Source organism: Streptomyces sp. NBC_00448 (assembly GCF_036014115.1).
GTDB lineage: Bacteria > Actinomycetota > Actinomycetes > Streptomycetales > Streptomycetaceae > Actinacidiphila.
This window is the reverse complement of sequence record NZ_CP107913.1, coordinates 4,479,477-4,506,365: the sequence shown is the minus strand read 5'-3', so window position 1 is coordinate 4,506,365 and position 26,889 is coordinate 4,479,477. Positions and strand designations below refer to the sequence as shown.

At 68.9% G+C, this 26,889-nt stretch carries 23 protein-coding genes and 1 pseudogene; 8 read left to right on the top strand and 16 right to left on the bottom strand.

Annotated features, from left to right (window positions below; genetic code table 11):
• Positions 1-3: 3 nt before the first annotated feature.
• From OG370_RS19060 to OG370_RS19025, 8 genes are all read right to left on the bottom strand, one after another.
• Positions 4-969: a thiopeptide-type bacteriocin biosynthesis protein gene (locus OG370_RS19060; protein ID WP_328465860.1), complete on the bottom strand. Its 966-nt coding sequence runs from the start codon at positions 967-969 to the stop codon at positions 4-6.
• Positions 951-2,177 carry a lanthionine synthetase C family protein gene (locus tag OG370_RS19055; protein WP_328465858.1) on the bottom strand — a complete coding sequence of 409 codons (1,227 nt, stop codon included), beginning with the start codon at positions 2,175-2,177 and terminating at the stop codon, positions 951-953. The genes OG370_RS19060 and OG370_RS19055 overlap by 19 nt, the downstream gene beginning before the upstream one ends.
• Complete coding sequence (locus OG370_RS19050) at positions 2,174-5,251, bottom strand: lantibiotic dehydratase (RefSeq protein WP_328465856.1); 3,078 nt, start codon at positions 5,249-5,251, stop codon at positions 2,174-2,176. The genes OG370_RS19055 and OG370_RS19050 overlap by 4 nt, the downstream gene beginning before the upstream one ends.
• A gap of 82 nt (positions 5,252-5,333) precedes the next feature.
• A complete protein-coding gene (locus OG370_RS19045; protein WP_328465854.1) occupies positions 5,334-5,528 on the bottom strand; it encodes an FxLD family lanthipeptide in 195 nt (64 codons plus the stop codon).
• Positions 5,529-5,625: 97 nt separating this feature from the next.
• Positions 5,626-6,864, bottom strand: a complete 1,239-nt coding sequence (gene fxlM / locus OG370_RS19040) for a methyltransferase, FxLD system (protein ID WP_328465852.1) — start codon at positions 6,862-6,864, stop codon at positions 5,626-5,628.
• 151 nt (positions 6,865-7,015) lie between these two features.
• On the bottom strand, positions 7,016-7,582 hold the full coding sequence (locus tag OG370_RS41510; RefSeq protein ID WP_443060703.1) for a DUF6907 domain-containing protein: 567 nt from the start codon (positions 7,580-7,582) through the stop codon (positions 7,016-7,018).
• Between the two features lie 65 nt (positions 7,583-7,647).
• On the bottom strand, positions 7,648-8,049 hold the full coding sequence (locus tag OG370_RS19030) for a hypothetical protein (RefSeq protein WP_328465848.1): 402 nt from the start codon (positions 8,047-8,049) through the stop codon (positions 7,648-7,650).
• Between the two features lie 188 nt (positions 8,050-8,237).
• A complete protein-coding gene (locus OG370_RS19025; RefSeq protein ID WP_328465846.1) occupies positions 8,238-9,221 on the bottom strand; it encodes an ATP-binding protein in 984 nt (327 codons plus the stop codon).
• Between the two features lie 206 nt (positions 9,222-9,427).
• Here OG370_RS19025 and OG370_RS19020 point away from each other — a divergent pair, with 206 nt between their 5' ends.
• The 4 genes from OG370_RS19020 to OG370_RS19005 all read left to right on the top strand — a co-directional run bounded on the left by OG370_RS19020 (position 9,428) and on the right by OG370_RS19005 (position 12,394).
• A complete protein-coding gene (locus OG370_RS19020; RefSeq protein ID WP_328465844.1) occupies positions 9,428-10,672 on the top strand; it encodes a helix-turn-helix domain-containing protein in 1,245 nt (414 codons plus the stop codon).
• Positions 10,669-11,205 carry a GNAT family N-acetyltransferase gene (locus OG370_RS19015; RefSeq protein WP_328465842.1) on the top strand — a complete coding sequence of 179 codons (537 nt, stop codon included), beginning with the start codon at positions 10,669-10,671 and terminating at the stop codon, positions 11,203-11,205. Before OG370_RS19020 ends, OG370_RS19015 begins: the two co-directional genes overlap by 4 nt.
• 79 nt (positions 11,206-11,284) lie before the next feature.
• Positions 11,285-11,431 carry a hypothetical protein gene (locus tag OG370_RS19010; protein WP_328465840.1) on the top strand — a complete coding sequence of 49 codons (147 nt, stop codon included), beginning with the start codon at positions 11,285-11,287 and terminating at the stop codon, positions 11,429-11,431.
• Positions 11,432-11,440: 9 nt separating this feature from the next.
• Positions 11,441-12,394, top strand: coding sequence for an FAD-dependent oxidoreductase (locus OG370_RS19005; protein ID WP_328465838.1), 954 nt, complete (start codon positions 11,441-11,443; stop codon positions 12,392-12,394).
• Positions 12,395-12,545: 151 nt separating this feature from the next.
• Here OG370_RS19005 and OG370_RS19000 read toward each other — a convergent pair whose 3' ends face one another.
• The 5 genes and pseudogenes from OG370_RS19000 to OG370_RS18980 form a co-directional block, all read right to left on the bottom strand.
• Positions 12,546-14,243 carry a relaxase/mobilization nuclease domain-containing protein gene (locus OG370_RS19000; protein ID WP_328465836.1) on the bottom strand — a complete coding sequence of 566 codons (1,698 nt, stop codon included), beginning with the start codon at positions 14,241-14,243 and terminating at the stop codon, positions 12,546-12,548.
• Positions 14,240-14,806 carry a MobC family plasmid mobilization relaxosome protein gene (locus OG370_RS41505; protein ID WP_443060702.1) on the bottom strand — a complete coding sequence of 189 codons (567 nt, stop codon included), beginning with the start codon at positions 14,804-14,806 and terminating at the stop codon, positions 14,240-14,242. Before OG370_RS41505 ends, OG370_RS19000 begins: the two co-directional genes overlap by 4 nt.
• 333 nt (positions 14,807-15,139) lie before the next feature.
• A complete protein-coding gene (locus OG370_RS18990) occupies positions 15,140-15,937 on the bottom strand; it encodes a DUF2637 domain-containing protein (RefSeq protein WP_328465832.1) in 798 nt (265 codons plus the stop codon).
• A 109-nt stretch (positions 15,938-16,046) separates the two neighbouring features.
• Positions 16,047-16,739 (bottom strand): ATP-binding protein, encoded by a 693-nt coding sequence (locus tag OG370_RS18985; RefSeq protein WP_328465830.1) that lies wholly within the window; start codon positions 16,737-16,739, stop codon positions 16,047-16,049.
• Positions 16,736-17,658 (bottom strand): annotated as a pseudogene (locus tag OG370_RS18980) (hypothetical protein). The gene OG370_RS18985 and the pseudogene OG370_RS18980 overlap by 4 nt, the downstream one beginning before the upstream one ends.
• Before the next feature lie 363 nt (positions 17,659-18,021).
• Here OG370_RS18980 and OG370_RS18975 point away from each other — a divergent pair.
• The 4 genes from OG370_RS18975 to OG370_RS18960 all read left to right on the top strand — a co-directional run bounded on the left by OG370_RS18975 (position 18,022) and on the right by OG370_RS18960 (position 21,140).
• The gene (locus OG370_RS18975; RefSeq protein ID WP_328465828.1) at positions 18,022-18,540 is read left to right on the top strand and encodes a helix-turn-helix domain-containing protein; all 519 of its coding nucleotides are present in this window, start codon (positions 18,022-18,024) and stop codon (positions 18,538-18,540) included.
• 164 nt (positions 18,541-18,704) lie between these two features.
• Positions 18,705-19,052: a helix-turn-helix domain-containing protein gene (locus tag OG370_RS18970; protein WP_328465826.1), complete on the top strand. Its 348-nt coding sequence runs from the start codon at positions 18,705-18,707 to the stop codon at positions 19,050-19,052.
• A gap of 23 nt (positions 19,053-19,075) precedes the next feature.
• A complete protein-coding gene (locus OG370_RS18965; RefSeq protein WP_328465825.1) occupies positions 19,076-20,584 on the top strand; it encodes a tyrosine-type recombinase/integrase in 1,509 nt (502 codons plus the stop codon).
• 121 nt (positions 20,585-20,705) lie between these two features.
• Positions 20,706-21,140, top strand: a complete 435-nt coding sequence (locus tag OG370_RS18960) for a hypothetical protein (RefSeq protein ID WP_328465823.1) — start codon at positions 20,706-20,708, stop codon at positions 21,138-21,140.
• Here OG370_RS18960 and OG370_RS18955 read toward each other — a convergent pair.
• The 3 genes from OG370_RS18955 to OG370_RS18945 all read right to left on the bottom strand — a co-directional run bounded on the left by OG370_RS18955 (position 21,084) and on the right by OG370_RS18945 (position 26,539).
• A complete protein-coding gene (locus tag OG370_RS18955) occupies positions 21,084-21,350 on the bottom strand; it encodes a hypothetical protein (protein ID WP_328465821.1) in 267 nt (88 codons plus the stop codon). The two genes, OG370_RS18960 and OG370_RS18955, sit on opposite strands and share 57 nt — an antisense overlap.
• Positions 21,351-21,620: 270 nt before the next feature.
• The gene (locus OG370_RS18950; RefSeq protein ID WP_328465819.1) at positions 21,621-22,463 is read right to left on the bottom strand and encodes a hypothetical protein; all 843 of its coding nucleotides are present in this window, start codon (positions 22,461-22,463) and stop codon (positions 21,621-21,623) included.
• Positions 22,460-26,539, bottom strand: a complete 4,080-nt coding sequence (locus tag OG370_RS18945; RefSeq protein WP_328465817.1) for an AAA domain-containing protein — start codon at positions 26,537-26,539, stop codon at positions 22,460-22,462. Before OG370_RS18945 ends, OG370_RS18950 begins: the two co-directional genes overlap by 4 nt.
• Positions 26,540-26,889 lie beyond the last annotated feature (350 nt).

Here is a 26,889-nt window from a genome sequence, read left to right as displayed (position 1 = left end):
CGCCTAATCCCCCTCGAAGATTGCGCTTCGGGCTGCTGAGGCGAGGTGGCTCTGTGCACGGAGGGGGAGGCCGAGGCGGTTCCAGTGGAAGATCACGTGGAGGCTGAGGACGTGGCGGAGGCCGCGGCCGAGTGTTCCGTGGTTGGCGGCCTGACGCAGGCTGCGGCCAGCACTTTGGAAGGCCGCCGCCCAGTTTTCGAACTGGCCGAGCGGGCCACTGCTTGCGAAGAGGGCGCTGGTGTCGGCCAGAAGTAGTGCGCGGATCTGCTGGGCTCGATCGGTCAGGACGGCCGGGTCCAGGCCGGTGAGGGCGGAGCGGTGTTCGGCGGCGATGATGCGGCTCCAAACGTCGCCGGTCTCATACCACTCCAGGCCGGCGATGCGCATCATGGTTGTGCAGAGGAGGATGGACAGCTCGCGGAGTCCGATGGGCAGGCGGATGTCTTGGGCGGCGAGCTGCTGGATGTGGAGGCTGTCGGCCGCGAAAAGGTCGTGGGCGATCTGCATGCTCGTCTCGCCGCCGAAGGCGACGGTTTCGGGCTCGTAGATGATGGTCTGCCACTCCTGGATGTCTCCTTCGGCGACGAGTTGGTCCAGGGCAGCCTTCGCCGTGGCTTTCGCTGAGGGGCTGGCCAGGACACGCACGCGGTAGCCGGGGTGTTTGCGCATGAACCACCAGCTGTCGACGTCGGTCGCTCGCAGTAGGGGGAGTAGATGGGCGGCGAAGGCGCGGTCGCCGGTAGAGGGGTCGGTGAAGGCGAGGTTGATCTGCCACCACTTGCCCACGGCAGCGTGCTGCACCAGGGCTTCGCGGCCGGCTGCCGTGAAGAGGGATACGGCGTCGCAGAGATGGTCGGGCGTGAGGCTGTGGTGCAGGGCGACCTCGTCCACCGCGTTTCCGGCAAGGACTTCGCGGACGGCTCCTTCGATGTCGCTCGTGGCTGCGGCGCTCAGTCGATCAGCAGGCATGCGTCCCATCCGTTGTCCGGGGGCTTGCTGTGGGCGAGGGTCGAGAGGGCAAGGGCCGTGCCTGCAGCGCCGTCCAGAAGCCCTCTGCCCTTGGCGGTGTTCGGGCGAGCATGGGTGATGAGGGCTTTGGCGAGCTGGTGGCGCAGGTGAGGTAGGCGGGGATCGTTGGAGTCGGCGGCGGCGCGTACGACGGTTTGGTAGATGCCCGCCCAGCCGTGGCAGAGGCCCACGTCAACGACGGCTCGGAACTGTGCCCGGTCGGTCAGCGCCCGGTACAGGGCGTCCTCGTAGAGGGCTTGGAGGTTGGTGTCCCCGAGGGCGATCCCGGCGAGTTGGCCGGAGCGGGCGATGCCGGTAGTGCCGTAGCACCAGCTCGGCTTCCCGGGAATGTCCTGTCTGGGGTGACGGCGCTGCAGGTCCTCATGTGAAAGGTAGTTGGGCCACCAAGGGCCCTTGGGGGTGTCCTGGCGCCAAGTGTCGAGGAAGTCGCAGATGGTGCGTATCGCGGCACAGTGGCCGTCGACCTGGATACCGGCGCGGAGGGCCTTCGCCAGGAGGAGTAGCGGGCCGGCGATGCCGTGGGCAGTGCCGAGGTTGGTGTGGCCTCCGGGGAAGCGGTCGCTTTGGGCACGGCGGGGGTCGTGGTGGACCCACCAGCCGGGCAGATCGGAGCCGTTGAGGCTTCGGGGGCGGGTGAGAGCAACGAGGTACTCCAGTACGCGGCCGAGCGCGCTGCTGCCCGGGTCGGTCTGCAGGAGGTAGGCGCCGATGCCGGTGAGGCCGTAGAAGAGGTCGTAGTCGGCGAAGGACAGGGGACCACCGGCCCGAAGCCGTAGGTGGGCCACATCGGAGCGACGGTGTGCGAGAGCCGTGACCTGCCGGTGGAGGACGGCGCGGGCGTCGGCGTAGAGGTGGTCTCTGTCGGGTGGGGTGGTGCTCAGGAGGAAGGCGATGGCCGTGGCACCGAGGAACAGGCCGCCGGTGTCGCCTGCGTTGATTGCTCCGGCTGCGGCTTCGGTGATCAAGCGATGGGCTGGGCCCCACGGTTGGCCGTGCCAGGCCCCTTCGACGAACAACAGAGCCGTTCCGGCGGCGCCGACCGCCAGGGACTGGCCCGCGTCGGAGGGTTCGGGCGGATGCGGTCCCTTCTCGTCTACCAGGGCGGTGAACTGACGTAGCAGGACGGAGGCGGAGACGGGAGCCGTCATCGTGTCACCCTCAAGTTGCGTAGAGCCGCCGCCCGCACCAGCCGGACGGTGACCGCTTCGCTCATGGGGTCGGTATTCAGGGCCCGTAGGTGGTGCTGGTGGATCAGGGATCGCGCGGCGGTGAACGGGTCCCGTTGTGCGGCCAGGGCATCGCGGTAGGCCTCGGCGGCGTGGGCACGTGACTGCCAGGCGGCGACGACCTGCGACCCGCAGGGGAGGTCGTCGAGGTTCCCCGCAGCGTAGGAGTCGGCCAGGTGCAGGGCCTGGTCGCGTAAATTCCGGTCGAGCGGGCCGACGGCTCGGGGCAGGGTGTCCACGAGGCGCTGGAAGCCGTCGTCCGGGCAGGGGGCGAGCCGACTGGCGAGGTGGAGGGCGCCCGCTGCGGCGAGGGCCTGCGGTGCCAGGCGGTTGCGGTCAGTGAAGGCGAGTTGCGCGAGGACGGCGGTGGAGTCTTCGGTAAACAGCCGTTGCGCGGCATTCATCGCCTCGTCGTAGCCCCATCGCCCGGTCTGGGGCTGGTAGGGGACGAGGGCGAAGCCCGACGACAGGCCGAGGCGGAACAGCTCTGCGGCCCAGGCGTTGAAGGCTTCCAGGACCTGACCGTGGGCGCCGGGCCGCGGGCGCATGGTGAGGGTGAGCTGCTGGTCGGCGTCGGCGCGGGAGAGTTCCCGGCGGCGGCTGAACCACCACGTAGGGGCACGCTCGTCGAGCGTGGTGAGAAGGCGTGGAAGGTGGCGGGTGAGGATGTCCCCGAAGCGGAGGGGATCGGCGTGGATACGGGCGTGGAGCACGTCCCCGCCGGGCAGTTGGCGTTCGCTGGAGGAGACGGTGCGCACGGGGGCGGGCAGACGGGGAGCCAGGGCCTGGGGCAGGGCGAGGGAGATCCAGAACTCGGTGGCACGGCCGGTCCATCCGTCGGCGGCGTCGCCGTCAGGGGTCTCCCGCAGCTCCAGCTCGTGGCCGTCGCCGAGCTGGGTGCGGACGAGTTGGCGGTGCACGGGGTGGGTCAGGTCGACGGGAAGCACCTGGTCGTAGTCGACGACGGAGACCTGGTTCGGGACAGCCATCCGCGCCCGCCACGAGTCGAAGGCCGTGTCCCACTGCGCGCCAGTGGCTCGGCGACCGGGGAGGTCGGTGGTCTTGAGGAGCCAGCGGGCCGGGCGCAGGACGGTGCGGCCGTGGCGGACGCGGGGCAGGTAGGGCAACCGCGAGGCTGCGCCGAAGTCGAAGAGTCCGTAGACGGCGCTGCGGGCCGTGCCGATCTCGGCGAGGAAGCGGGCCAGTACGGGGGTCTGGAGGCGGGCCTCGAGGGCGTGTACGACCTGGAGGTGGATCGTTCGGCCGGTGGGGAGGTGGACCAGCCGGAGGGTACGGGCATCGGCTGTCACGCCGATCTCCGTGAGGGGGAGGACCGATTCGCCGGGAACGCCGGAGCCGCCGTCAGCGTGCTTCCAGCCGGAGATCTCCAGTACGCGGGGCAGGAGGAGCGGGGTGCGGGCCACGTTCGTGTTGCGGGCCCGCCGGGGTGTGAACACCAGTTGCGCGTCGAGCGCTTCCGGGGTTCCCGCGTAGGTGGCGGCGAGTGCCGCTCGTTCGTCAGGTGGCAGGGCGTGGGCGAATCGCCCTGCCAGGCTGCTGGCCGGCCGCGGCATCGCGGTGAGCACCGCCCGGAAGTCGCCGCGTGCGAGGGCAGCACCGCTGCGGGCGTGGATCTCGAAGCCGGCTTCTACGCGAGGAGCCGGTATCCGCTCGTCGCTCCCGGCTGCGGCCTCCAGCGTGGCGACGGTCTCCTTGGTGAGCAGCAGTTCGTTCCGACCCTCCATGAACGCGCGCTGCACCAGGGCGAGCAGCACGTCGTCGCGTGCGGTGTGAGCCTTCGGGACGCTCTCACGTGTCACACCGTCGTAGCCGGTCGGCAGGCCGAGTCCGCTGTCCGCTACCAGGTCCGTCACCGGCACGACGGCGCCCGGGCCGTACCGGTCGCGGAAGCGGTTGTGGTAGTTGAGCCAGGCCCAGCGCCCGTAAGGCTGCGGGGTGGTCCGGTAAGTGGCGGTGACGGCTGCCGTGACTTCGTCGATCACAGCGGGTGGGATCTGCACATCGCAGTCGAGGGCCGTGTCGACGTGCAGGGGCCGGTCCGTGACGTCGGTGACGGCCGTCATGCGGGAGGCGATGGCGTCCAGGCCGTCCGTGGCGAGGGTCGTCCGGCGCCCGGACAGGTCCTCCCGGATCGCGTGCAGGGCTCGGACGGTCTCCTGGACGTCGAGCACTTCGTCGGCGTGCACGGCGTCCAGCGCTCGGCACAGGTGGTCGAGGGCGTCGGTCGTGGTCATCGGCGCTGGCAGCAAGGTGAACAGGAACTGCTGGTCGACCAGTTCGGCGAGCAGGGTGTGGATCTGCTCGCTCCGTGCCTTCGGGAACTGGGTGCGCAGGCGTGCGTGCAGGTCGGGGTAGGGGATCGGGGTGCGGGCGGCTTCCATCGCGGCGGCAACCGGCGGCCGGTTCCGGGTGGATATCTCGATCGGACCGAGCGTGTGGTCGAAGGCGAGCGAGGGCGGCCCCGGGGCGACGAGACGGTCCCCTCGCACGCGGGCCGCGTCGTTGGCGAGCAGCGGAAGACGCTGCAAGAGGCAAGGACTGCGGTGAAGGTGCTTGATCACGGCGGTGATCCACTCGCCGTCGGCCCGGACCGTCACCGGGTGTTTGTCCTGCCACTGTGCGCCGGCTTGTGGGCCGACCGTGGCCGGGGCGACGCCGGAGAACAGGCCGAGGGGTGTGGCCCGGTGCTGCCAGCGCAGGAGGTAGGCAACGGTGGACAAGGCGGTCCGCCGGACGTCCCTCGCGCTGCGGTTCGGGTCGGCGAGCAGCGTGTGAACCGCGGTGCTCAGCCCCGGGGATGCCAGGCTCAGCGCCTGGTGGGCCTCGGGACGCCGCCAGACGCGCTGTAACCAGTGGCGAGTGCTTACCGGGTCGTCGAGGTCCAGCGTGCGGGGGATGTCGGCCGCGCCCGGCAGGGTGCTGGCGCGCAGGAGAACGAGACCTTGCCATGCGTACGTGCTCGCCCGGGAGGTCATGCGGGCTCCTTCGCTGAAGTCGGAGGCGGTGCCGGTGGGCCGGGCGCGAGGCGCGACCGACCCACCGGCTGGAGGACCTGGATCAGGCGGGGTCCCCCGCGACGGAGTCGCACGCGGACGCGCCGTTCGAGCAGGTGCTTCCGCAGCCGTCGCCGGTGTCGCACATCAGAGTGCCGTTGAGCTTCGTGCTGACGACGACCGTGACGTCCAGCGGCGCGAAGTCGTCGTCCTCGTCCAGCAGGGGCGGGGCCGTCGGCAGCAGGGTGGCAGTGGGCATGGTTCTCGTCCTTCCTTGTCGGTTGTTGCGGTGACGACCTGGCCCTCGTCGGGCATCGCGGGGAGCTCCCGGCGGCCTTCGCAGAGAGCCCCGCCGACTACGCCGGGGGCCAGGAGAGGGAGATCCGGCTGTGCCGCTTCTCGATGACGCGGTCGCCCGGAACCGCCTCGTCGGGCGTGCCGGCCGGGTAGACCCGGATGAGGGGGTCCGAGCCGCCGCGGTGCTCGCGGTCCCACGCGCGCACGCTGCCCGCGACGGTGTCCGCGAAGGTGGGGGCGTCCGGACCGAGGGCGTGTACGCCGAACTCGGCGCCTTCGTCGTCGGGGGTGCGGCGCGTGGTGACGTAGGCGAAGGTGCCGCCGTCCACGGCGGCGGCAGAGAACCCCTTGTGGCGGGGGGAGACGATCCCGGTGTCGAGCTGGGGGTCGACGGACATGACGCAGAACCCGGGCAGATCGATGGCCAGGTGCATCTGGAGGCCGGAGAAGGGTTCGCCGAGCGCGACGGTGACGCCGGTCCACTGTTCGACGCGCGGTGTGCGGACGGCGTTGTCGAGGAGGTGGGGATCGGCGGGGGCTCCGTCGTCGAAGCGCAGGGCGATCTCGGGGGTGCCGTTGACGAGGACTTGGGTCTCGTCGTGCTGGTCGGAGCCCTGCATGGCGACGAAGCCGCAGACCAGCGCGGAGGTGCTCTCCAGATGGCCGCCGTGGGAGTCGGTGACCCGCTGGAAGGCGACGGAACGGGTCAGGCCGCGCATGCGGAGCGGCACCACGAGTCGCGCGTCGGGATTGAGCTGGTCGATCCAGGCGGGCGGGATGTCCCAGGCGCCGACGGTCACCATGATGACGTCGACCTCGCCGAGGGCCGGGATGGGCTGGGAGGCGTCGGCGGTCACCACGCGCACTTCGGTGTAGCCGTGGGTGTCGAGGAGCCGGCGGGCGCGGCCGGTGACCTCGGGGTCGATGTCGACGCTGGTGACGTTCCCTTCCTCGCCTACGAGTTCGGCGAGGTAGGCCGCGTTCAGGCCGCCGGAGCCGATCTCCAGGACCCGGTCGCCGGCCTTGACTCGGGCTTGCTCCAGCATCATGGCCTGGATCTGCGGTGCGGAGACCGAACTCAGCTGCACCCCGTTCTCGCCGGTCTTGGTGATCACGGCGGCGTAAGGGGAGTACGCGTCGTCCAGCGAGGCGTGGGGCGCGAACGCGTGCCGGGGCACACGTCGCATCACCTTCTCGACGGCGGACGACACGATCACCCCGTCAGCCTTCAACTGGTCCACGCAGCCGTCGCGCAGATGCGTTGCCTCGGACGGCTCGGTGGTCATGCTGGTGTTCATCGATCGTTCCTTCGTAAGCGCAGGGGGAGGTAATGGCGGCTGCCGTGGGCCGGGAAACTATCGGCCTGCGCGACCCGCGTAGGCGGATTCGCTGAACCGTCGGCGATTCGCGTCGTGACGGTTCCGCAGGTCTGCCGTGGCGTTGCCCGGGTCACTGGACGACCTCGGCGGTGGTGAGAGGCCCTACCTCGGATTCGGTGGTGGTCGCGTCGGGACTCTGGCCGGTCCATTCGGCCCAGTCCGAGCGGGCGGTGATCAGTGCGGGCCGTATCTCTCGGTCCAACCGGTACGCCTGCGCGCGCAGTTGTGCGGCCAGAGCGGCGAGGGCGTCCGGGGTGAGGTCGGTGATCCAGCAGTCGTCGGTCAGGCGCAGGTTGACCACGGGTACGCAGGAGGCGGGCTGTTCGGCGAAGGGGACGCAGTCGATGCTGCCATGCAGGATCTCGACGTCGCAGGGTTGGCCACTGGCGTGTGAGGGGCTGTACACGGTTACGGTCTGTCCAGGGAACGCAGTGTGGTGCGTGATGTCTGACAGGCGCACGGGCAGCTCGGCGGGCGGGACACCGTCCTCGCTGGGATCGCAGCCGGCCCAGGACGGCAGGGGCCCTGCCACGGTATGGCCGTCGCGGGTAGTGATCCTCCAGTGGCGGCGGCAACTGCCGGGCAAGGCGGTCGGCGGGGTGCCGCCGCCGCGCGAGCTGGATGCGGTCGAGGACATCGGTTCGGCTCCTTGCTGTGGTGCGGCGGGTCGGCGGGCGGTACGACGCCGTGAACGTGGGAGTTTCACGGCCATCGCGGTAGCCGAGTTGCTGGTCGCCGTGGTGACGGGAGTTCGCTCAACTCCCAGCTGTGTCCGCCGGGGTGGCCCTCGAACTCGCTGCATGCGGCATCGTCGTCGCTGTGGACGGCGGAGCAGTCCGGCAGTTCGAGGACACTCACCGGCTCCACGCGGTCCCGCCACAGAGCCCACAGCGTTCCGGCTGTCACGCCGCGGAGGTTCAGCAGCACCCCGTAGTGGACCGGACCCCGGTGGCGGATCGTGCAGACGAGAAAGCCCTGTACGTCCTCGGCCGTGTATTTGCTCGACGACTTGGCGTTGGCCATGGTGAGCGCAGTGCCCACCAGCGAGTTGGGCACCAAAGCCCGTTGGCCGCAGATGTATTGCTGTCCGATGCGCTTGGGCACTTGCTCTCACCTCCTTGTCCGGCTCGATGGGTTGTCGTGCTCGCGGTCGTGGGTCGCGGGACGAGCGGCACGGTTGTGGACCCGCCCCGGCCGCTGCGAAACGGGCCCGAGCCAGTCCGCGCGAGGGGAGATCGGGCGGGCTGTGGTCGGTCCGCGCGGCCGGAGCGGGAGTCAGGGACGAGGTCGTCCTATGGCGAGCGGGCGGTCGCTTCGTAGCGTGCCGCTGCCTGTTCCAGCAGGTCCTGCACCGCGAGGGCCCATCGCCTCAAGCAGGCCACGTCGGGAGGCGCATGGTCGTCGTGGCGTACGTCGTCCATCACCGACTGCACGATGGGGACGAAGCCGGCGCTCGGAGGTACGCGCGACGCGAGGCGGCGCAGCGTGCCGAGTAGCCCCGGTGCCAGCTCGCGGATGCGCACGCCGTCAAGGACGCCGAACTCCGGCTCTGCGAGGACCGCTTCGAGGGTGTCGAGGTCGGTGTCGTCGACCGGCAGGTCGGCCAGGTAGCGGTCCGCCTGCGACAACGCCAGCAGCGTGTACGTCCTGGCGATGGTGGCCGCGTCGTTGCTGTAGCCAGTCTGCGGAGGGCAGATCCTCCTCGTCGTTGTCCGAGGTGTGCGCGTGCGAGCTTCGTGCACGGTACGGAACGCGGCCGACGCGGATAACGCGCCGGGTCGTTCCTCGGTCGGGACTCCGCCGTCGATCTCCTCACCTGCGAGCGGGTGCGGCATCGACAGAGGCAACCGCGCCCAGACGACCTTTCCGGGGCGACCGTCGGGGTACGTGAACCCCCATGCGTTCCGGCACAGCTCGGCGACGACGTGGAGCCCGCGGCCGCTCTCCGCCGAGTAGGACGGCAGCCGGAGGACCGGCGCCTGGTTGCTCTCGTCCCAGACCGAGATGCACAGGCCCCGAGGAACGGTCCACAATTCCAGAAGGCACCTGGACGTACCGGACCGGCCCTTCTCCGATTCGCTCGGTGCGACCCAACCCCCGGCATGGCTGACCGCGTTCGTCGCCAGTTCCGTCACGATCGTGAGCGCGTCGTAAGCGGAGTCGTCCGGGATTCCCCACTTCGCGAGGGTGTCCATGGCGTATCTACGGGCGGCTGGAACGGCTGCCGGCTCACAGGCCAGAGCCAGGCTGCTGTGGTAGCCGGATTCGGGAGCCATCTTCACACCTCTCGCAGGATTGCGAACCGGTCGCCGTGCTTGCTGTCGACGCGGGGTCTCGGCGACGGCTTTGTCCAGTGAACGGCGGTCTGGCGTACGGCGGACAGGAAGAGAGCGCAGCCCCCGCACGCCCCGGGCCGGAAAACTTTGCGGCCTCGTTACTCGTGCTCTGGTGCGGAACGCATTGGTGTCGTTACTTTCGGCGCATGGCAGCGAACGCCTTGCTGAAGAAGCGCATGGCCGATCTGGGCCTGACGCAGGAAGAACTCGCGGCCCGGATGAACGACGTGATCCTGAAGGTCACCGGGCGCCCGGGAGATGTGTCCGACCGGACGGTCCGCAACCTGCTGAGCGGCAGCACCGTTCGCCCGATCGCGCGCACATGCGCTGCCCTGGAGGCGGTTTTCAGTTGCCATGTCGAGGACTTAGGGTTCAAGCCACCACGCTCCGCAGCACCGCAGGAGGATCCTGTGCGGCGTCGCACGTTCATGGCCTCGGCCGCCGGCACAGCAACTGCCGGACTAGCTCCCGCACTTGTCGGACCGAAGAGGGTCGGTTCCAGCGATGTCGCCCGGCTGGAGACGAAGTTCGCGGCGATCATCGCCGAGGACCACAGGTACGGCGGCCTGGTCAGCACCGAGACCCGCGCATCGGCCATGGCCGGTGAAGCGCTGTCGCTCCTCCAACGGGGCTCGACCAGCCAGCGGGTGCGGAACAAGCTCTACGCCTCCGCGGCGGGTTTCACCTCCAGCGCGATGTGGGCGGCGATCGACGGCCGGCGGTTCAACGAGGCCCAACGCTACCTCGACCGCGCTTCCACCCTGGCGGCCATGTCCGGCGACGCGACGATCATGTTCCGGATCTGGTCCCACGCGGGCACTCTCTACCGTCACCTCGGACGCCCCATTGACGCTTTGGCCGCGAACGACGTGGCCAGAGGGCTTCCCGTCGCACGCCGCGACCCGATGTTCGCCTCCCTCGGGCACTCGCGGCACGCGGCGATTCTCGGTCTCACACGGGACTCGGTGGCCGTTGAGCGTTCCATCGCCCGGGCGCAGACTTCCTACAGCCGTGCCGATCCGGACGCCCAACGACCCGCGTGGATCACGGCGTTCTACGACCAGGCCGAGATCGAGAGCCTCGCTCTCACCGCGTACCTGGCACTCGGCGACTTCGAGCGGGCCGAGGCTCATGCCCACCGCGGTATCGCCCGTCTCCGCCCCCACATGAGACGCAGCCGCGCCATCGCCACCGCCCGCCTCGCGCATGCCCAACTGGGGCAGGGCGATGTCGACGCCGCCGTTGCGACCGCTGTCGGTACTCACAGCACGCACCCGCGCGTCACGCGCATGCTCGAAGAGTTCGGCAACAAGTTGTCCATCCAGGCGCCGCGCAGCGATGCGGCGAAGTCCTGGAACGACCACGCCTCGACGCGAAGGGACGCCTCGTGACGTCAACGGCCATCGACCTGCGCCACTTCCGCGACATCGAACCGGTCTGGGACACGCTGATCGAGCTCTACGCCGAGGTGCGCGCCGACAAACTCCACGACCCGCACTACTCCGTGGAGCGCTACGCCGAACGCCTCGCCCGCCACGCCCACGAGCCGGGCTGGGAGGCGGTCATCGGATACGACGGCGACGAAGCCGTCGGATACGCGTACGCCAACACCGTCGAGCAGGACGACCGGTACTGGAAGAGGATCACCACGCCCCTCGCCGATTCCGTGACCGCGGTTCCGACGCTGGCGCTCAAGGAGATCGGCGTACGCGTCCCCTGGCGCAAGACCGGCGCGTCGAAGGCCATCCACGACAGCCTGCTCGCCGCGCGAAGCGAGACGCAGGCGACGCTGATGGTCAACCCCCAGGCAGGAGACGGCAAGGTCCACAACCTCTACGTATCCTGGGGGTACGGGGATCTCGGCGAAAGCCAGCCGTCGCCGGACTCACCGGTTCTGATCGCGATGGTGCGGGCGCTTCCCTGACGGATGCCTGGGTCAACTCTGACAGTCACGCCAGGCGGCCTGCGAGGTCGGCCAGATCGCAGCCAACCGCCTCGACGTCGTGCGTTCACCAAGGAGCGAGGCCCTGCTCCACCGACTCGCCGCCGACCTGCCGCGCCGGCAGCGCAATCCCCATGTGCGCAGCTTCCTGCCGGTCCTGGAGGACGCCCTCGCCCACTACGCACCCTCGGCGCCACCCGGCCATTAGGGTCGGATCATGACCGCAGGGGAGCGCTTTGTCGTTGTCGGTGCCGGGGTGGCAGGGCTCACCACCGCCGTCGTTCTCGCCGAGGCCGGTGCCTCGGTCACGGTGCTTGCCGAGCACGTGCCGGGCGTCACCTCGCTTGCGGCCGGGGCGATGTGGGGGCCGTACCTGGTCGAGCCGAAAGAGAAGGTCGACCTCTGGGGACAGCGGTCTCTGGAGATTCTCCGAGAGCTGGCGCATGACGCAGCCACGGGCGTCCGGCTCACCAGCGGCATCGAGGCATCACGCACAGCCGTAACACCGCCGGACTGGGCCACCACTCTGCCGGGCTTCCGCCCCTGCGAACCGGCTGCACTCCCGGGCGGTTTCACCGCGGGGTACCGGTTCACCGTGCCGCTCATCGACATGCCCGTCTATCTGGACTACCTCCTGCGTCGGCTCCGCACCGCCAGCGGGACGGTGGAACAGCGACGCCTCTCCTCGCTCGCGGACGCCGGCCCCGCCGCAGTGATCGTCAACTGCACGGGCCTCGGCGCCCGCAACCTGGTCGCAGACCCAGAGCTGCGGCCGATCCGCGGTCAGCACGTCGTCGTCACCAATCCGGGGCTGACCGAGTTCTTCTCCGAGGACACCGGTATGTCGCCAGATCTGCTGTGCCTCTATCCGCACGGCGACACCGTGGTCCTGGGCGGCACCGCCATCGACGGCGACGGGAGCCTGCAACCCGACGACAAGGCCGCAGCCGGCATCCTCGCCCGCTGCATAGAGATCGAGCCCCGCCTCCGCAACGCCCGCGTCTTGGAACACCGAATTGGCGCCCGGCCGACCCGAGCCGTGGTCCGCGTAGAGGCGGAGCAGCGGGAGGACGGCACGGTGGTCGTACACAACTACGGGCACGGCGGTGCCGGCGTCACGCTGTCGTGGGGGTGCGCCGAGGAGACTCGAAAACTGGTCTCCCTCAAGTGAGCAGAGGTCCCTTGTCGATACAGCTATCGCGCGGGATTTTCTGCTCGCCTCCGTTGCCAGATCATGCCGATCCATCATCGTTCACGGCATTGCGAGCAGAGCCGATCTCGCAAATCCTCATCATCCGACGACGCGTCCGGGGGCGTTCGGTTCAGCGGTTCCGACGGTGGTTGGGTGCGGAGTTGGTACTCGGCGGCTGGGGTGCTGAAGCTGCTGACGAGGCAACGCCTTGGCGTGCGGGCGCGCTGCGGGCCATTGCCGCTCGGGCCAGCGGGCTCGGCGCGGGGCGTTGGGCTAGGCGCTGGAGGCGCCAGGTGAGGACTTGGGCGGGGGAGCGGGCGTCGTCGAGGGTTCGTTGGTCGGCTGCTTGGTGGAGGAGGCGGGTGGGGTCGTGGCCTGCGGCTTGGGCGTTGGTGAGGGTGGTGGCGAGGGCGGGCCAGATGGGGTCGGTGACGATCTGGTCGGCGTGGGTGGGGACGGCCTGGTGGATGAGGTGTTCCCAGCGTTGGACGGTCTGCTGTGGCGGTGTGCGCTGGGTAAGCACGGCCAAGGGCGCTGCGGATGCGGTGCCGTAGCTGGCCTGGAGATGGAGAAGCGTTTGGTGGGTTGCCGCGACTTGCTGATCATGGTGGCGGGATGAGTGCCAGCGCTGGATGGCGATCACGGCGAGGACAGCGGCGTCGAGGAACATCGCGAGCCCGGCGCCGTCGCCGGCGACGGGCTGCCTGGCGATGGTGCGGATGGCCGCTCGTAGCGCGCGGGCGTGCTGGTGGTCGGCTTGGATGCGGGAGCGGCTGGCGCGTTCGAAGGCGATGGCGGCCTGACGGAGTTGGGGTCGCAGGTTCGCGGGGGCGTGGAGGGGGAGGGCGTCGAGGGCTTCGGCGAAGGCGGTGATGTGGGCCTGGGCGGCTGCGTCGTCGGTGCCGGCCAGGTGGTGGGGTATGCGTTCGGTGGCGGCGGTGGCCTGGTGCCAGGGGTTGGACTGACGCGAGATGCTGGCTGCGGGTTCGATCGCGCTGAGGCGGGCGCGTATCTGTGGGTAGGACAGGTCGGGGGCGAGGGTGGAGCCGGAGAACCAGATGGGCTGGCCTTGGGCGTTGGTGTCGCCGTCGAGGGCGACTTTGAAGCCGCGGATGTCCCCGGAGGGGAAGCGCAGGATTTCGACCTGCATGCCGCTGCCGGCCAGGTAGTGGAAGAACTCCTCGGGGCTGGTGGAGACGGCGACGACGGTGCGGATGGTGGCGCGGAGCTGTTCGCGCGGCGTACGGGCGCGGCCTGCGCGGTGGGCTTTTTCGGTTTCGGCGCGGGTGGGGCGTTTGGCGGCGGTGCCGTCGCCGGGGGTGACGCGGCGCAGTCCGTAGTCGGCTTCGATCTGGCGGGCCTCTGCTTGGGCGCGCTTGTAGGAGTAGGAGTCGCGGGGTTTGGTGCCGTCCTGGCGGACCTTGGTGGCGAGGATGTGGATGTGATCGTCGGCGTGACGGACGGCGATCCAGCGGCATGCGCTGTCGTCGCCTTCGGGTGCGATGCCGGTCGCGTGGACCATGCGGCGGGCGATGTCGGCCCATTGCGTGTCGGTGAGGGTCGGGTCTTCGGGGGCGGTGCGGACGGAGCAGTGCCAGACGTGCCGGGAGGGGCGCTCGGAAGGGTCGACGGCCTGGACGGGCAGGTCGAGGTAGTTGGCGAGCTGTTTGAAGGTGGCCTCCGGGTCGCGGGCGGGGTCGGGGGCCAGACTGTCGAGGGAGGCGACGAGGTGGGGGTCGGTGTGGGCTTCGTGGCCGCGGCCGGTGCGGTAGAGGTAGCCGATCGCGCCGGCGGTGTTGGAGCCCGGCTTGTGGATGGAGGGGATCATGCCCGATCGGCCAGTGTCTGGGCGGCGGCTTCGAGGCGGGCGGCTACGCGGCGGACGTCGGTGAGAGCGGCTTCGGCGCCGATGGGGTCGGCGCCGGAGTTGAAGGCGTGGGCGATCTGGTTGATGTTGTTGCCGATGCGGGCCAGGTCGGTTCGGGCGGCGACGAGTTCGCGGATGGTGCCGCGCAGGTCGAGGAGGTTCGCCGCGACGCGGTTGATGTCGTGGGCTGCTGCGAGGGATGCCTGGGCCATGAATTTCGCCAGGCTCGCGCCGGTGTGGTCGGCGGCGGCTTTGACTTGGGCGCGTTCGGTGGTGCTGAGGCGGACGCTGACAGCGGCGCGCTGCTTGTTCTGACGCGCACGGGTACGGCGCTGCGGGCGCGTAGGCGTCGCGCTTGTCCCTGGTGCGGGGCCGCCCTCGGCGCCGCACCCCGCTCCGGCCGCCCCCTGGCGGCCGGGGTCCTGCGCCACCCCCGGGGCGCAGGACCGCGTGCAGGGCGCTCCCCCCGCGGGGGAGTGTCCGATCGCACAACTTGCTCCGCCTGGAGCTGGGTTGGGCTGCATCTTTTCGGGGCGGGCGGGAGTTTCGTGGCGATGACCGTGCACGGTGTGGGTCTCCGTTCGGGGCTGGGGTGGTTCGGGGCGTTGTCGGTGGTGGCGCTTACGGTGCGGGGTGTTGGGCCGGACGGAGATCGTGAGGGACTCGCGGCCATGGGGGGTGGGTGGGAAGGTCCCCGGCAGCCGGTCCGGGACTGGATGAGGTATCCGTGACCCCACCCCCTTTCCGGCCCCTTGCTTCAGTGCGGCTGACGGGCGTGGTCCCTGCCCTGCCGGTGGGGCGAGCGGATGGGCGGACCACGACGGGTGGTCCGCCGGTTGGCCTGCGGAGACTTCCGGTCAACGGTGGTTGCGCTCGGCGCGGAGGATGGTCATGACCTGGGTCAGCCGGTCCTCACTGAGGGTGTGGCCTCCGGTCCGGATGTGGTTGCGGACCACGGCCCGGGTGGGGCTTTCGTGCGCTGCGAAGAGCGGGCGGACCAGGTCGGCCAGTTCGTGCAGTTCGGCGCTGGGCGGGCGGCCGATACGGCGGACCCGGGCCGGCTGTGCGGAACGGAGCTGAGAGTCGGGGACCATGCCGTGCTGCGGTTCGGATCCGCAGGCCGAGCCCGACGGGGACGGGGGCTGCGTGGGCTGCGTCCGAGTGAGGTCACATTCGACCTTCGGTTCAGGGTGTGGATCGACGGAAGCACGGCGGTTCGGTGCGGGCTGCCGGGTAATGAGGATGTGGAGGTGGACGGCTCCGGCGAGGGCGAGTGGGGCGATGGTGGACAGGATGCCGACGGTGGTGTCATCCAGGTGGAGGCCGCTGGTGTGGGTCTGTTGGTTGAGGCGGACGGCGTGGAGGGCGTTGGCCCAGACGCTGGCTGTGGTCGCGGTGGCGAACAGGGTCCAGATGTAGAGGCGGGCGCGGAAGGGGGCGTTGCGCAGGACGAGGAGTGCGCGGACGCCGTAGGCGATGAAGCCGTCGATGACCAGGGGGAAGAGGTAGGTCAGGGCGGGGCGGACGTGGATGGCGATGGCGATCTGCTGGAGGGCGTCGTAGGAGAGGGTGCAGCCGGCGGCGCCGAGGAGCGCGACGGCTGCGCGGTCCCAGGCGGTTGCCTGGTGGGCTGTGGTGCGGGTGTTCGGGGGCATGCGGGAACTCCGGGTGTGGGTTCTGCTTCCGCGCGCGGGCAGGCGTCAGCGGAGGAGCGAGGCGGTGGGAGTGGCGTGACAGCGGGTCCGCGGGGCGGCCCGGGGCCGGTTACGAGGCGGTGGTGCGCCTTCTGCGGTCGTGGCCGGTGAGGATGACGCGGTCGGTCATCTCGGCGAGGCGTGAGGCGACGCGGTCGCCGACGGCATCGCGGAGTTCGGCGACGGGCAGGTTGGTGGTGGCCAGGGTCGGCAGGAGCTGGTTGTAGCGGTGGTTGACCAGGCGGTAGGTCAACTCTTCCGTCCACGGCGACTGCTTGGCCGCGCCGAGGTCGTCCAGCAGCAGAAGTGGGCTGCGGGCCAGGCGCCAGAGCTGCTGCTCGGGGTCGCTGCCCGGTTGGGGGCGTTGGGCGGCGTACAGGTCGGCTACGGTCGTTGCCTCCCACCGCAGCCTGACCCCAGCCCGGAGCAGCGCGCGGATCGCGCCGTACGCCTGGTGGGTCTTGCCGGTGCCGGTCGGTCCGGCGATCAGCAGCGACGGCCCCGTCGCGATGCCGGATACCCCGCCGGGGCCTGGCCTGCCCGTGTGGGCGATCTCGGTGACCCAGGCGGTGATACGCGGGTGGTCGGCCAGTGCGTGGCGGTAGCGGGGCGGGATGCGGGCGTCGGCAAGCTGCAGCGCAGTGACCGGCTCCGGCTCCGGGATGACCTCGGCTCGTGGGTCGATGCCCCGGTCGGCGAGGATCGCGGTGAGACGGCTCACCGCCCCGGCGGCGGTGCGGGGTTCGCGGGTGGCGGTGGTCACAGGTCACCGCCGTAGGCGTCCTCGACGTCTGCCGGGTTGGTCCACGCGCGGTGCACCGTCCGGGGGTTGGCCCCTGCCGGAGTGGCGTTCATCGCTTCGTTGACCAGGCTCGGCAGGACGCTCGGGCTCAGCCCCTTCGCCCTGAGCCGGTCCAGTCCCGCGCGGACGTAGTCGGCGGCGATGCCCTCGCCCAGGAGCTGGTGGATTTCCCGGCCAAGGTGCCCGAGGATCTTCTCCGGTGGGCGGTGCGCGCATGCCGCGACGTACTCGCCGATGAGCTGCTTCGCCGAGACGGTGGGGCTGGCCGCGGGGGCGCTTGCGCCCCCGAAGGGATTGATCCTAGGTCCAGGATCCTAGGTCCTAGATCCGGACCCTGAGGGCTCATCGACGGCTCACTGAGTCCTCCGTGAGCCCTCGGTGAGGGCTCGTTGAACCCCGCCTGACCTGCGGGTCCGCGATTCAGTGAGAGTGCATGCGTTTGCTGTGAGTCCTCAGCGAGTCCTCCGTGAGGGCTCACTGACTCCTCACGGAGGGCTCGCCTATCTCGTCGTGACGGCTCACTGCTCCCGGCGGCCTCGTGGTGGGGGCAGACGGGTGCGCGGACGCCGCTGGGGCGGTTGATCTTCTGGTGGTGGTGCCAGGTGACGATGTGGAGGTACTGCTTGGCGTCGTCGCCTTCGTAGCGGCAGATGAGGTCGGCGGCGGCGAGCTGGGTGAGGTCGTCCTCGACGCCGAGGGGGCCGTGGTCGGGGCGCAGCGACCACAGCAGGCCGGCGATGACGGCGGGTTGGTCGCGGAAGCGGCCGTGGTCGTCGGCCGGGGTGAGCAGGCCGAAGAAGGTCCGCTCGGCCGACAGGGATACTGCGGCCAGGGACTCCGAGGCGAAGGCTTCGGGCTTGATGGTGCGTATCCGGGCCATGCCTCAGCACCCCGCCTTCGGGGCGGGCTGCGGTGAGGGGGGTGCGAGCACGGCGGGCGGGGCCGTACGCTGGTTCACAGAAGTTCCTCTCCTGGCGGGCTTCGGGGCGGCAACCCCGGGGCCGTATGCCGGTACTGGTCGTTCAGGGATGGGCGGTCTTCGAGGGTTCTGCTTCAGCCCCCGGCGTGTCAGCGCCGGGGGCTTTGTCGTGTGTGGGTGGTCGGTGGGCAGGGTGCGGGGGATGATAGGACGATACCACATCTCTGCGGATCGCAGCAACTACTTGCAATCGGCAGAATGGCGTGTATCCTAGTAGCCTCCCTGCGGATTGCAGTGAGGTACTACGAACGGAAGGAGTCGTGGGTGGGCGACAACGAGGAGGACCTGCCAGCCCCGAGCATCAACCAGCTCGCCGGCGAGGAGAACGTCGCGGTGCGCATCAAGCTCGAACGGGACTCCCGCGGCTGGAGCACCAACGCCCTGTCCGACCGCCTCAACGCCGCCGGCTACGAGATGAACCCCTCCGCCGTGTGGCGGATCGAGAACGGCCAGCGCCGGGTCACCGTCGACGACGCTCTCGGCTTCGCCGAGGTCTTCGGCATCTCCCTGACCAACCTCGTCGGCCCCCCGAGGCTCGCCGCCCACGCCCGCGCGACGGAGCTTGTCGAGGACATCAGACGCGCCTACCGCGCCTCCCACATGGCCAACCTCGCCGCCGCCCAGGCCCGCGACGCCCTCGACGCCTACCTCGACGAACACCCCGACGTCCGCGAAGAAGCCGAAGCCGCCGCGTCCCTCGCTGTCGCCGAAGAACTCACCGGCCTGCCCCAGCCGTACCAACTGCGCAACCGCCCCAGCCCCAACCTGAAGGACACCGAATAGCCCCGCCTGCAAGCCCCCGCACCGCACCGCCCATCCCTGAGCACCACACCGGCGAGCCCACGGAGTTGCCGCTCCCCACGCCGCCAGAAGAGGACACCCCGTGCGTCACCCCGCCATGCCCGCGACCTCCCCTGCCCGCGCCCGCGCGGAGGAGGCGACCGCCCATGCCTGAACGTCCCCAGCACGAGGCCCCGGTGCCCCGGCTCTACCGCCCCGAGGAGATAGCCCACGTCCTCGGCTGCTCCGCCTGGTGGGTCCAGGACCGTGCCCGCCGACGCCTCATCCCCTTCACGCGGGTCGGCCGCGCGTACCGCTTCACCGCAGAGCACCTCGCCGAGATCATCCGCCTCAACGAGGAGCGCCCGGCGGGGATGCCGGCGCTCGACGTGGCCGTTCAGAGGCCGGTTCCCCGGCCGCCCGCGTCCAGGGCTGCCCATCCCATCCAGGTGGAACGCCTTCGCGCGCGTTCTCCCCGTCGGCTACGCCGCGACCAGTTCGATACGGCCGCGTAGAGCGACACTGGAGAGGAGGAACCATGGGTTTCGCGGAGAAGCGGGGAAGCTACTGGCGCGGCCGGTTCAAGACCGCGCCAGGCAAGCACGGCACCGTCGTCGACGCGGCAGGCGCGGTGGTCAAGTTCCCGACCAAGCGGGAGGCGAAGCGGGCCGCGGACGAGGCCGAGTTCGCGTTCCGGCGCGGCAAGTGGCGCGATCCCGCGCTCGGTCAGGAGACGTTCGGTGAGTACGCCAGTCGCTGGTATGCCGTCCAGGACCTGGCTGCATCGACCATGCAGAACTATCGGCGGCACATCGAGGAGCACCTGCTTCCGGACTTCGAGGACAAGGCACTCGGCGGCATCCTGCGGACCGACGTCGCGCTGTGGGAGAAGAAGGAGAAGGCGCAGTACGCCGCCGCCAGCGTGAAGACCTGGCGGGCGGTGCTCCACCTCATCCTGGCCGACGCCGTCGACGAAGGCCTCATCGAGGCCAATCCGGCCACGACACGGCGCGGACGGGGCAAGCGCGCCGGCCGCTCCCGCAACCGCGGACCGGAAAAGACCATCACCGATCCGCTCGGCGCCCTGCTCATCGCCGAGCGGGCGGCTCTCCTGTCCGGGCGCGACGACGAGTTCGTCGCCGTGATCCTCATGGCCTTCACCGGCATGCGCTGGGGTGAAATCGTCGGCCTGGAGACCGGCTTCGTACGCCCCGGCGCCATCCGCGTCGAGTGGCAGCTGTACCAGCTCGACGACGGCGAAATGGTGCGCTGCCCGCCCAAGGACGACAGCTACCGCACCATCGACCTGCCGCCCTGGCTGACAGCCCTGCTGGCCGACCACATCGCCCGAACCAAGCCGACCCCGTGCTCCTGCCATGGCACGACGTACGTCTTCCGAGGGCACCGGGCAGCACGCACCGGGGGCCACCACGGCGCGAAACTCGTCGACGTCGCCCGACGGGCCGGCACCTCCGCCGGCACCGTGTCTAACGTCCTCAACCATCCGGACCGGGTCACCGAAGCCACCCGCATCCGTGTGCAGAAGGCCATCGCCGACCTTGGCTTCGTACGTGGCGGCACCATCGTCGGACACACCCCGCACTGGCGCCGCAGCAGCTTCGCCTCGTGGCTGTTCGTCCCGGCCGTCTCGGGGGCGTACCGGTCGAGGGGCGGGTCCCGACCTGTGCCGCTCGTCGGCGAGCCCTGGCCAGGCATCCCGGTGCGGGGACGCAACTCCGAGGGCCGAGCCGATGCTTGCTGGACCCCGATCGCCAAGGGGCTCACCCCGCACGGCCTGCGGCACACCCACCGGACTGTGATGGAGGACCTGGGCACGGAGAAGGTCCTCATGGACGACCGCATGGGCCACTTCGACGGCTCGGTCTCGGCTCGCTACGCCCACGTGACGCCGAGCATGCGCAAGCGGCTGACGGCCGGACTCACCGCGCAGTGGGAGGCCGCGCTCGACGCCCGGTTGAGCATGCATCCGACCTCACCGGTCGACACGCTCGATCGGTTGCTGTGTGCACGGGAGGGGAGCCCGTAGGAACAAGTCGCTGGGCACGGCCGGTGCCACCGAAGGACGTAGATTCGGTGGCACCCGGTCTGGTCGGGGTTCCGTGAAGCCGCCATCGGCCGCCAAGCCGCCCTCGGGGTAGCGTGCTTCAGTGATCGAGCTGGATTTCGTAGGCCCGACCTTCGTGAACTTCCGGGAGCAGGTGTTCCCCGAGGGCAGCACCCACGGCTTTCGGGGGGTCGACCTGAAGTCCTTCCGCTTTCGGCAAGGCGGCCAAGACGGGGAACTGCTGGCAGCGGTCATCGGCCACGAACAGTTCCGCGATGACTACGCGGGCGGCGGCGTCGCCCCGGACGGCACCCGCCACGGCCCCTACTGGCTTCGCTCGGTCAGCCCGGACGGGTACCAGCCTCTCAGTTGCAACGTGGCCACGCAGACGCTGCGGCGCTGGGCGTGCCAGCACGGCGACCTTCCGAACTCGCTGGGGGACGTACTCGGAGCAATAGTCAATACCTGTGGATGGGCTTGGTCATGGCGGCGGGTTGATCCCCTGGATCGCCTGCCAGCCGGAGCGCGGAGTGGCTGAGGTCAGGAGTTGGACTCCTGTGCCCCGGAGGGTCACCAGCGCGGTGTGGATGGGGTCGAGTTCGTCGACGGAACGTCCGAAGTGGGCCAGGATCTGCGTCAGCTCCAGGTCGATTGCTCCTGCCGAGCCGCGGATGCGGTCGAAGCGGGCGCCGCGACGAGCCGGCCCCAGGATGCAGCGCACGGTGGCAGTGGCCTCGTCCGGGTTCACGACGGTGACCTGGTCGATCTCTGACTCTCCTCGTCGCGGCCGACGACTACGGCGGCGAATGGCCCTGCGGTAAGTCGGGTCTGGCAGGCAATCCACACTCGGCGAACAGAACAGAGAGAGGCCCCGCCCCGCAGTGGGGTCCTCCACGGGCGTGGCGGACCCGCAGCCGACCTGGCCGCCCAGGAGCAAGCAGTCGATGGTCCTCGCCGAACAGCTTTGCCCTTCGGCCATGTTGGGCGAAGGGCCGCTGAGTACTCGAATACGCGGGGCCTACCGCTTACTGGCCTCCAAGTCATTGATGACGGCGAGGACCGGACCCCAGCAGAGCCCCACAGTGTCTCGGTCGGGATCCACGCCCCGCTTCTGCTGTGCGCGCAGGTGTACGAAGTTCCGGTATTCCCGCACGATGCTCATGAAGTCGTGAGCATCCATCTGTATCCACCCGCGGTTCCTGGCAGTGTCCAGTAGCAGCGAGAAGCTGGCACGCTCGGGGGCAGAGGTCTTTGTGGTGTTGGGCACGGGGATGCCTTGCAGGAGGCTCGGATCCCGATGTGTGAGAACGTCAAGCAGCATGGCCTCCGTGAAACTGCCAATACCGATCAGGGCCAGGCCGTAGGCGCCGTGCTCCTCGCAGATGCGCGCTTCCTTCACTCGAGTCATCAACTGCGCCAGGAAGGCCTCGCTGCTGACGAGCTGACGGATGCGTGATTCGAGGTCGTCGGGAACGTTGAAGACCGTCGAACTGCCGTCGGTCGTGACTTCGCTGAGGACCGGGCGGCCGGCAACGTAGATGACCGCCAGTTGTTCCGAGGCGAGCACAAGGTTCAGTTCTTTGCGCATGACGTCCGCCGAGGGCAGTCCGTCGTCGTACTCGATCGGGTCGCAGACACGGCAGAGCAGCCTGCTTACAGCAGCGAAGTCGTCGGTACCTTCCCTGATCACGGTGGTCAGCCAGGCGACGCGAGGTGAGCCGTCGTACTCCTCCCTGCCCGGCCAATCGACTCGCTCCAAGAGCTGGGCAAGTTGGTAGCCACGACGCTCGAACGGACCATCAATGTCGACGATGAGGCGGGCGAGGCGTTCCACCGTCATCGGGTCGAGTGTCTGCGTCATCCCAGGTTCTCCTTGTCAGAGATCTGCTGAGCACGATCAAAGGCTCGCTCCAGACGATCGACGATGACCTTGCCGCGCTTCTTGAAGCCCAGCTCGGCCATGGCTTCCGCTACGCGCGCATCGCGGTCGAGTTGGAAGCCGTCGCTTAGAATCCAGGAAGCGATGGCGGTCAGGTCGCTGTCGGAGTACTCAATGATGCGCATGCCCGCCACGACCGCCGGGCGTGGCCGGCGCCGAGCCTCACTCTGGTCTTCGGAGGCAGGCGGTGGCGGTGCTTGTGGTTCTGATAGGGCCGGGGTTCGCTGAACGTCCTGTACAGCACCCTTCCACTCCTCGACCAGCCTTGCAGTCTCGTGGGCTGGGTTGCGGAACCAGTCGGCGGCCCAAATGCGGTGGAAGCGCCACCCGAGGCGCTCGAGATGAGCTTGACGCAGCCGGTCCCGGTCACGGGCACTGGGTGCTCGGTGGTAGCGGTCGCCGTCCGTCTCCACGGCAAGAAGCATCTGACTCGGACGTTCGGGATGCCCGAGGGCGAAGTCGATTCGATACTCACCCACGCCCAATTGGGGCGTCACCGGGATGTCTTGCGCTTCCAGTACGTCGAATACTTGCTGCTCAAACGGATTCAGCTGGTATTCCGCATGCAGTGTGCTCGTGCGCCCCAGGTCTCCGCGGTTGGCACAGTACTCGATGAAATCGCGCAGCAAACCCGGTCCCCGGTGCTTGGTTGCCCTGAGTCGCTCTGGATCGAAGTCCTGGTGGGTGAATGAACTGACGAGGGTCATGGACTCTCTGGCTCGCGAGACGGCGACGTTCAGTCGCCGCTCACCGCCTTCATTGATCAGCGGCCCGAAGGACATGTTGAGCCGACCGCTGGCGGCCTTGGCGTACCCGATGCTCAGGATGATGGCGTCGCGTTCGTCACCCTGGACGCGCTCGAGATTCTTGACGAAGAATCGCTTCCCAGGACCTGCCTCCGGACTGAAAAATTCCGAGAGTTCCGGGCGGTCGCTCAGTGCGCTGCGCAGGGCGGCTTCAATGCGGTCGCCGTGGCGTTGGCCCATGGTGATCACGCCCAGGCTCTTGTCCGGACGGACGGTTGCATGTTCAAGAACCAGCTCTACGACACGCTGGACTTCCTCTGGGGCCGAACCTGCTTGACCGGGCTCCGCGTGACCGTCCACCGAGACAAGACGGACCGGACTCTCGACCGTCGTTCCTGGAAACGTGACCAGGTCGTCGTCGTAGATATGGTGATTCGAGAACGCGATCAAGCGCTCGTCGGTGCTCCGGTAGTGCCAGCGCAACCGATGAACTTGCGGGAGCTTGCTACTGAGCATGTCCAGCAGCGACTCGAAGGCGTCGGGTGGGACATCGACGAGCTCTTCCTCCTCACTCTCGTCGTTCTGGTCAACAGCACCGCTGTGCTGTCGAGTGAAGAAGAACGTGGGAGGCAGCTGATGAGGGTCGCCCGCAACGATGACCTGCTGCGCGCGCATGATCGACGCGATGGCGTCGTGCGGCAGGACCTGGCTCGCCTCGTCGAAGATCACCACGTCGAACAGCCGGCGAGCTGGTAGGACGCGGCTGACGACCAACGGCGACATCGCCCAGCAGGGCTTTGCCGCAAGCAGGACGTCCGGGGCGCTTTCGAGTAGTTTGCGCAGCGATAGGTGGCGTGTCTTGCGGCTTGCCTGGCTGCGTACGAGCGCGTTCTGGTCCTTCTTCACGTCACGGACCTGCCGTAGCCGGGTGGCCACCTGATAACGGACACGTTGAGCGTTAGCGGCCAGATGCTCGCTGTCACTCCGCCGAAATTCGGCGACATTGTGCTCGTGCTCACGTGCGTTGAACCCGCGGATGTAGGAGGACTTGAGTGTGATCTCGTCGAGAACCGACGACCACCAGAGAAAGTGCAGTGTGCCCACGGCTGTGTCGGGATCAGCGTTCAGGCGCGCAAGGTCGTCGAGCAGTGGACCGAGGCCCGCGGCTTGCAGACGGTCGGTGAGCTGGTTGTGCTCGGGCATATGGAGCAGCGTCTGCCGGTCGTTGTCCAGGTTTTCGATCTCGTCGGCGACCTCTTGAGTCGGCTTGGTCTCCCAGCCCTCCAGCCGTGCACACATCGCCACCGCGAGGAGACGTTCGCGGACGAGGCCGAAATGCTGCATGGCATCTGCCAACCCCGGTACGGCCGCAGGTGTGGCGTCCGCCGTAGCTGCAAGGGCCTTCCAGCGTTGACTCTGTGCCCAGGCACCGGAGAGCGACTGATGAAGCGCCCGACGATCCCGTAATCCGTCGCGTCGGAGAGAGCGCGCCACCTTGAGCAGTGGGCGCCGACGGGTCCATCCCAGCTTCGCGTTGTTGCTGCGCCGCCACGCGCGATCGGCCGTTGCCGCGACGAGATCAGGCAAGAGCGGTCCGTATACACCCTCCTGAAACTGCTCGAGAGTCGCTGCGACTGCCTGCAGAAGGCTCAGGACTTCCTGCCACCCGGCTATGCCTGCAGGAGGCCGTAGCCCTGCCGTGAATATGAGCTCGTCCATCTCGCGGCGGGTGTCATAGAACACAGCACCAGTCAGCACATCCAAGCCGTCCAGCGCCGGTCTCAGTTCGTCGATGTCCCGCGCTGCGGTGCGCGCCCATGGTGACTCGCCACGGCGGATTTGCAGCCCATCGGTGGAGACGAATCTCCGAAGGTCCCGCTCAGCGCGCTCCAAGGCGGTGCGATCCATACTCTGCAGGGCCTGGCCGCGTATCCGTCGACGGGTGTGGTGCGCCGGCGGACAGCCGGGCAAGGCAGTCAACGCGTCGTAGGCGCTCACCTGCCACGGGCTGTGGGGCTGGTGGTACTCCTGAACGTGGACTCCCGACCGTTGTCTGAAGTAATCGAGTCGATGGTGCAGGTCCCCCAAGCGCGGTTTCTGTTCCTGGCCGGCACGCTCCAAGCTCTCCTGAAGCTGCTGCGCAATCTGGCGCCGGTTCAGCTTGCTCGCGTGGAGGTCGAAAACAAGACCGCTCAGTTCCACTCGGGCCAGCCGGTCGGTCACCGCCTCGATGGCAGCGCGCTTCTCCGCGACGAACAGCACCTTGCGCCCCTGCGCAGAGAACGCCGCGATGAGGTTGGCGATAGTCTGGCTCTTGCCTGTTCCAGGGGGTCCTTCTACGACCAGGTGCTCTCCGGCCAGCGCAGCACTGATAGCCCGTTGCTGGGAGGAATCCGCGTCGTGGACGAGGTACTCCGAGCGGGGGTGGATCTCATCCGCGCCGACAGGTTCACGACCGCCGCTGGGGGCCTCGAGAGACCGGGTTGCTTCCTCCTCACCGGCCAGTGCGGCGATGACCGGGTGCTCAGCGAGCAGTTCTGCTGAGTTGCGGAGGTCGTTGACCATGGGCAGCCGGTCGAAGTTGAAAACGCCTGCGACGAGTCGGTTCTCCAGCGTGACGGTCAGCCTGCTTCGGCGGAGTGCCTGCTCGAACAGCTCGTATACGGTTCCCAAGCGGTCGCCTGGAACAACACATTCTTCCAACGCGTTGGCCGCCTTCACGGCTAGATCTTCCGCGTTGCCGTCCATCCCGTACTGCCGGTCGAGAGCGTAGAGCAGGACGGGATTGATCTCGACCTCGCCACCCGTCTGCAGTACGAAGTCGTTCTCAGCCACGGTGCGCGGCAAGATCGTCAACGGCTGCAGGAGGAGCGGGGCGCGAAGCGGCGGCACGGGCACAACGCCCCTGGTCGTCGGAACAGCGATGTTGAGTAGGCCATGGGCCAGACGCCCCGCCTCCACACCCTGCTCCTCGTCCAGTTCTACGACCTTCCGGCGCAACCCGCGTGCCCGAGCACACGCGGTGCTGTGGTCCACAGAGTCAGGAAAGAGGGATGCCAGGCGGACCTTGCCGCCGGCCACGACGCGGCCCAGGGCCTCCTGGGGGCAGTCAGTGATGTCGACGGTGGTGCTCTTGGTGTCCCTGAAATGCAACAGTGTGTTGTACGGGCCTAAGTCGATCAGTGCGTCAGCCCACTTCTGCGCCTCGGTATGCATCCTTTGCACCCGAGCACGCCGCGCGATGCCGTCCACCCCTTTACCCCTCTGGTTGGTTCCTCGTCTTGTGGCATGGGATCTTCCGGAGTCCGCTCCCCCAGCGGACGGCGAACAGGACAGCTTATGGGATGGGCAGGGACAAGGGGCTGAAACCGGCTACCTGCGAGGGAGTGAAAGAAGCTCAACAGGCGCAACCTCGCTGCGGTGTGCACCCTCCGGCAATCAGCGACGCGGCCAAGTTTGTCGCCGGGCAGTGGGATCCGAGCACCCTGCCGGAGTCCCTCGACCCGGCCGGCCTCGCGGACAACTGCTGGGACCTCTACCTCAAGCGCGACAGGTTCGAAGCCTTCGTCGCCAGCACGAACGGGTGGTCGTCGCGATCCGCG

What these genes read in the sequence shown, in the direction of transcription:
- OG370_RS18970 (WP_328465826.1), top strand. Translation starts at nt 18,705, where the DNA reads ATGCCTGAACGTCCCCAGCACGAGGCCCCGGTGCCCCGGCTCTACCGC.
- OG370_RS19045 (WP_328465854.1), bottom strand. Translation starts at nt 5,528, where the DNA reads ATGCCCACTGCCACCCTGCTGCCGACGGCCCCGCCCCTGCTGGACGAG.
- OG370_RS18965 (WP_328465825.1), top strand. Translation starts at nt 19,076, where the DNA reads ATGGGTTTCGCGGAGAAGCGGGGAAGCTACTGGCGCGGCCGGTTCAAG.
- OG370_RS19055 (WP_328465858.1), bottom strand. Translation starts at nt 2,177, where the DNA reads ATGACGGCTCCCGTCTCCGCCTCCGTCCTGCTACGTCAGTTCACCGCC.
- fxlM (WP_328465852.1), bottom strand. Translation starts at nt 6,864, where the DNA reads ATGAACACCAGCATGACCACCGAGCCGTCCGAGGCAACGCATCTGCGC.
- OG370_RS19050 (WP_328465856.1), bottom strand. Translation starts at nt 5,251, where the DNA reads ATGACCTCCCGGGCGAGCACGTACGCATGGCAAGGTCTCGTTCTCCTG.
- OG370_RS18990 (WP_328465832.1), bottom strand. Translation starts at nt 15,937, where the DNA reads ATGCCCCCGAACACCCGCACCACAGCCCACCAGGCAACCGCCTGGGAC.
- OG370_RS18950 (WP_328465819.1), bottom strand. Translation starts at nt 22,463, where the DNA reads ATGACGCAGACACTCGACCCGATGACGGTGGAACGCCTCGCCCGCCTC.
- OG370_RS19020 (WP_328465844.1), top strand. Translation starts at nt 9,428, where the DNA reads ATGGCAGCGAACGCCTTGCTGAAGAAGCGCATGGCCGATCTGGGCCTG.
- OG370_RS19000 (WP_328465836.1), bottom strand. Translation starts at nt 14,243, where the DNA reads ATGATCCCCTCCATCCACAAGCCGGGCTCCAACACCGCCGGCGCGATC.
- OG370_RS19005 (WP_328465838.1), top strand. Translation starts at nt 11,441, where the DNA reads ATGACCGCAGGGGAGCGCTTTGTCGTTGTCGGTGCCGGGGTGGCAGGG.
- OG370_RS41510 (WP_443060703.1), bottom strand. Translation starts at nt 7,582, where the DNA reads ATGTCCTCGACCGCATCCAGCTCGCGCGGCGGCGGCACCCCGCCGACC.
- OG370_RS41505 (WP_443060702.1), bottom strand. Translation starts at nt 14,806, where the DNA reads ATGCAGCCCAACCCAGCTCCAGGCGGAGCAAGTTGTGCGATCGGACAC.
- OG370_RS19025 (WP_328465846.1), bottom strand. Translation starts at nt 9,221, where the DNA reads ATGGCTCCCGAATCCGGCTACCACAGCAGCCTGGCTCTGGCCTGTGAG.
- OG370_RS19060 (WP_328465860.1), bottom strand. Translation starts at nt 969, where the DNA reads ATGCCTGCTGATCGACTGAGCGCCGCAGCCACGAGCGACATCGAAGGA.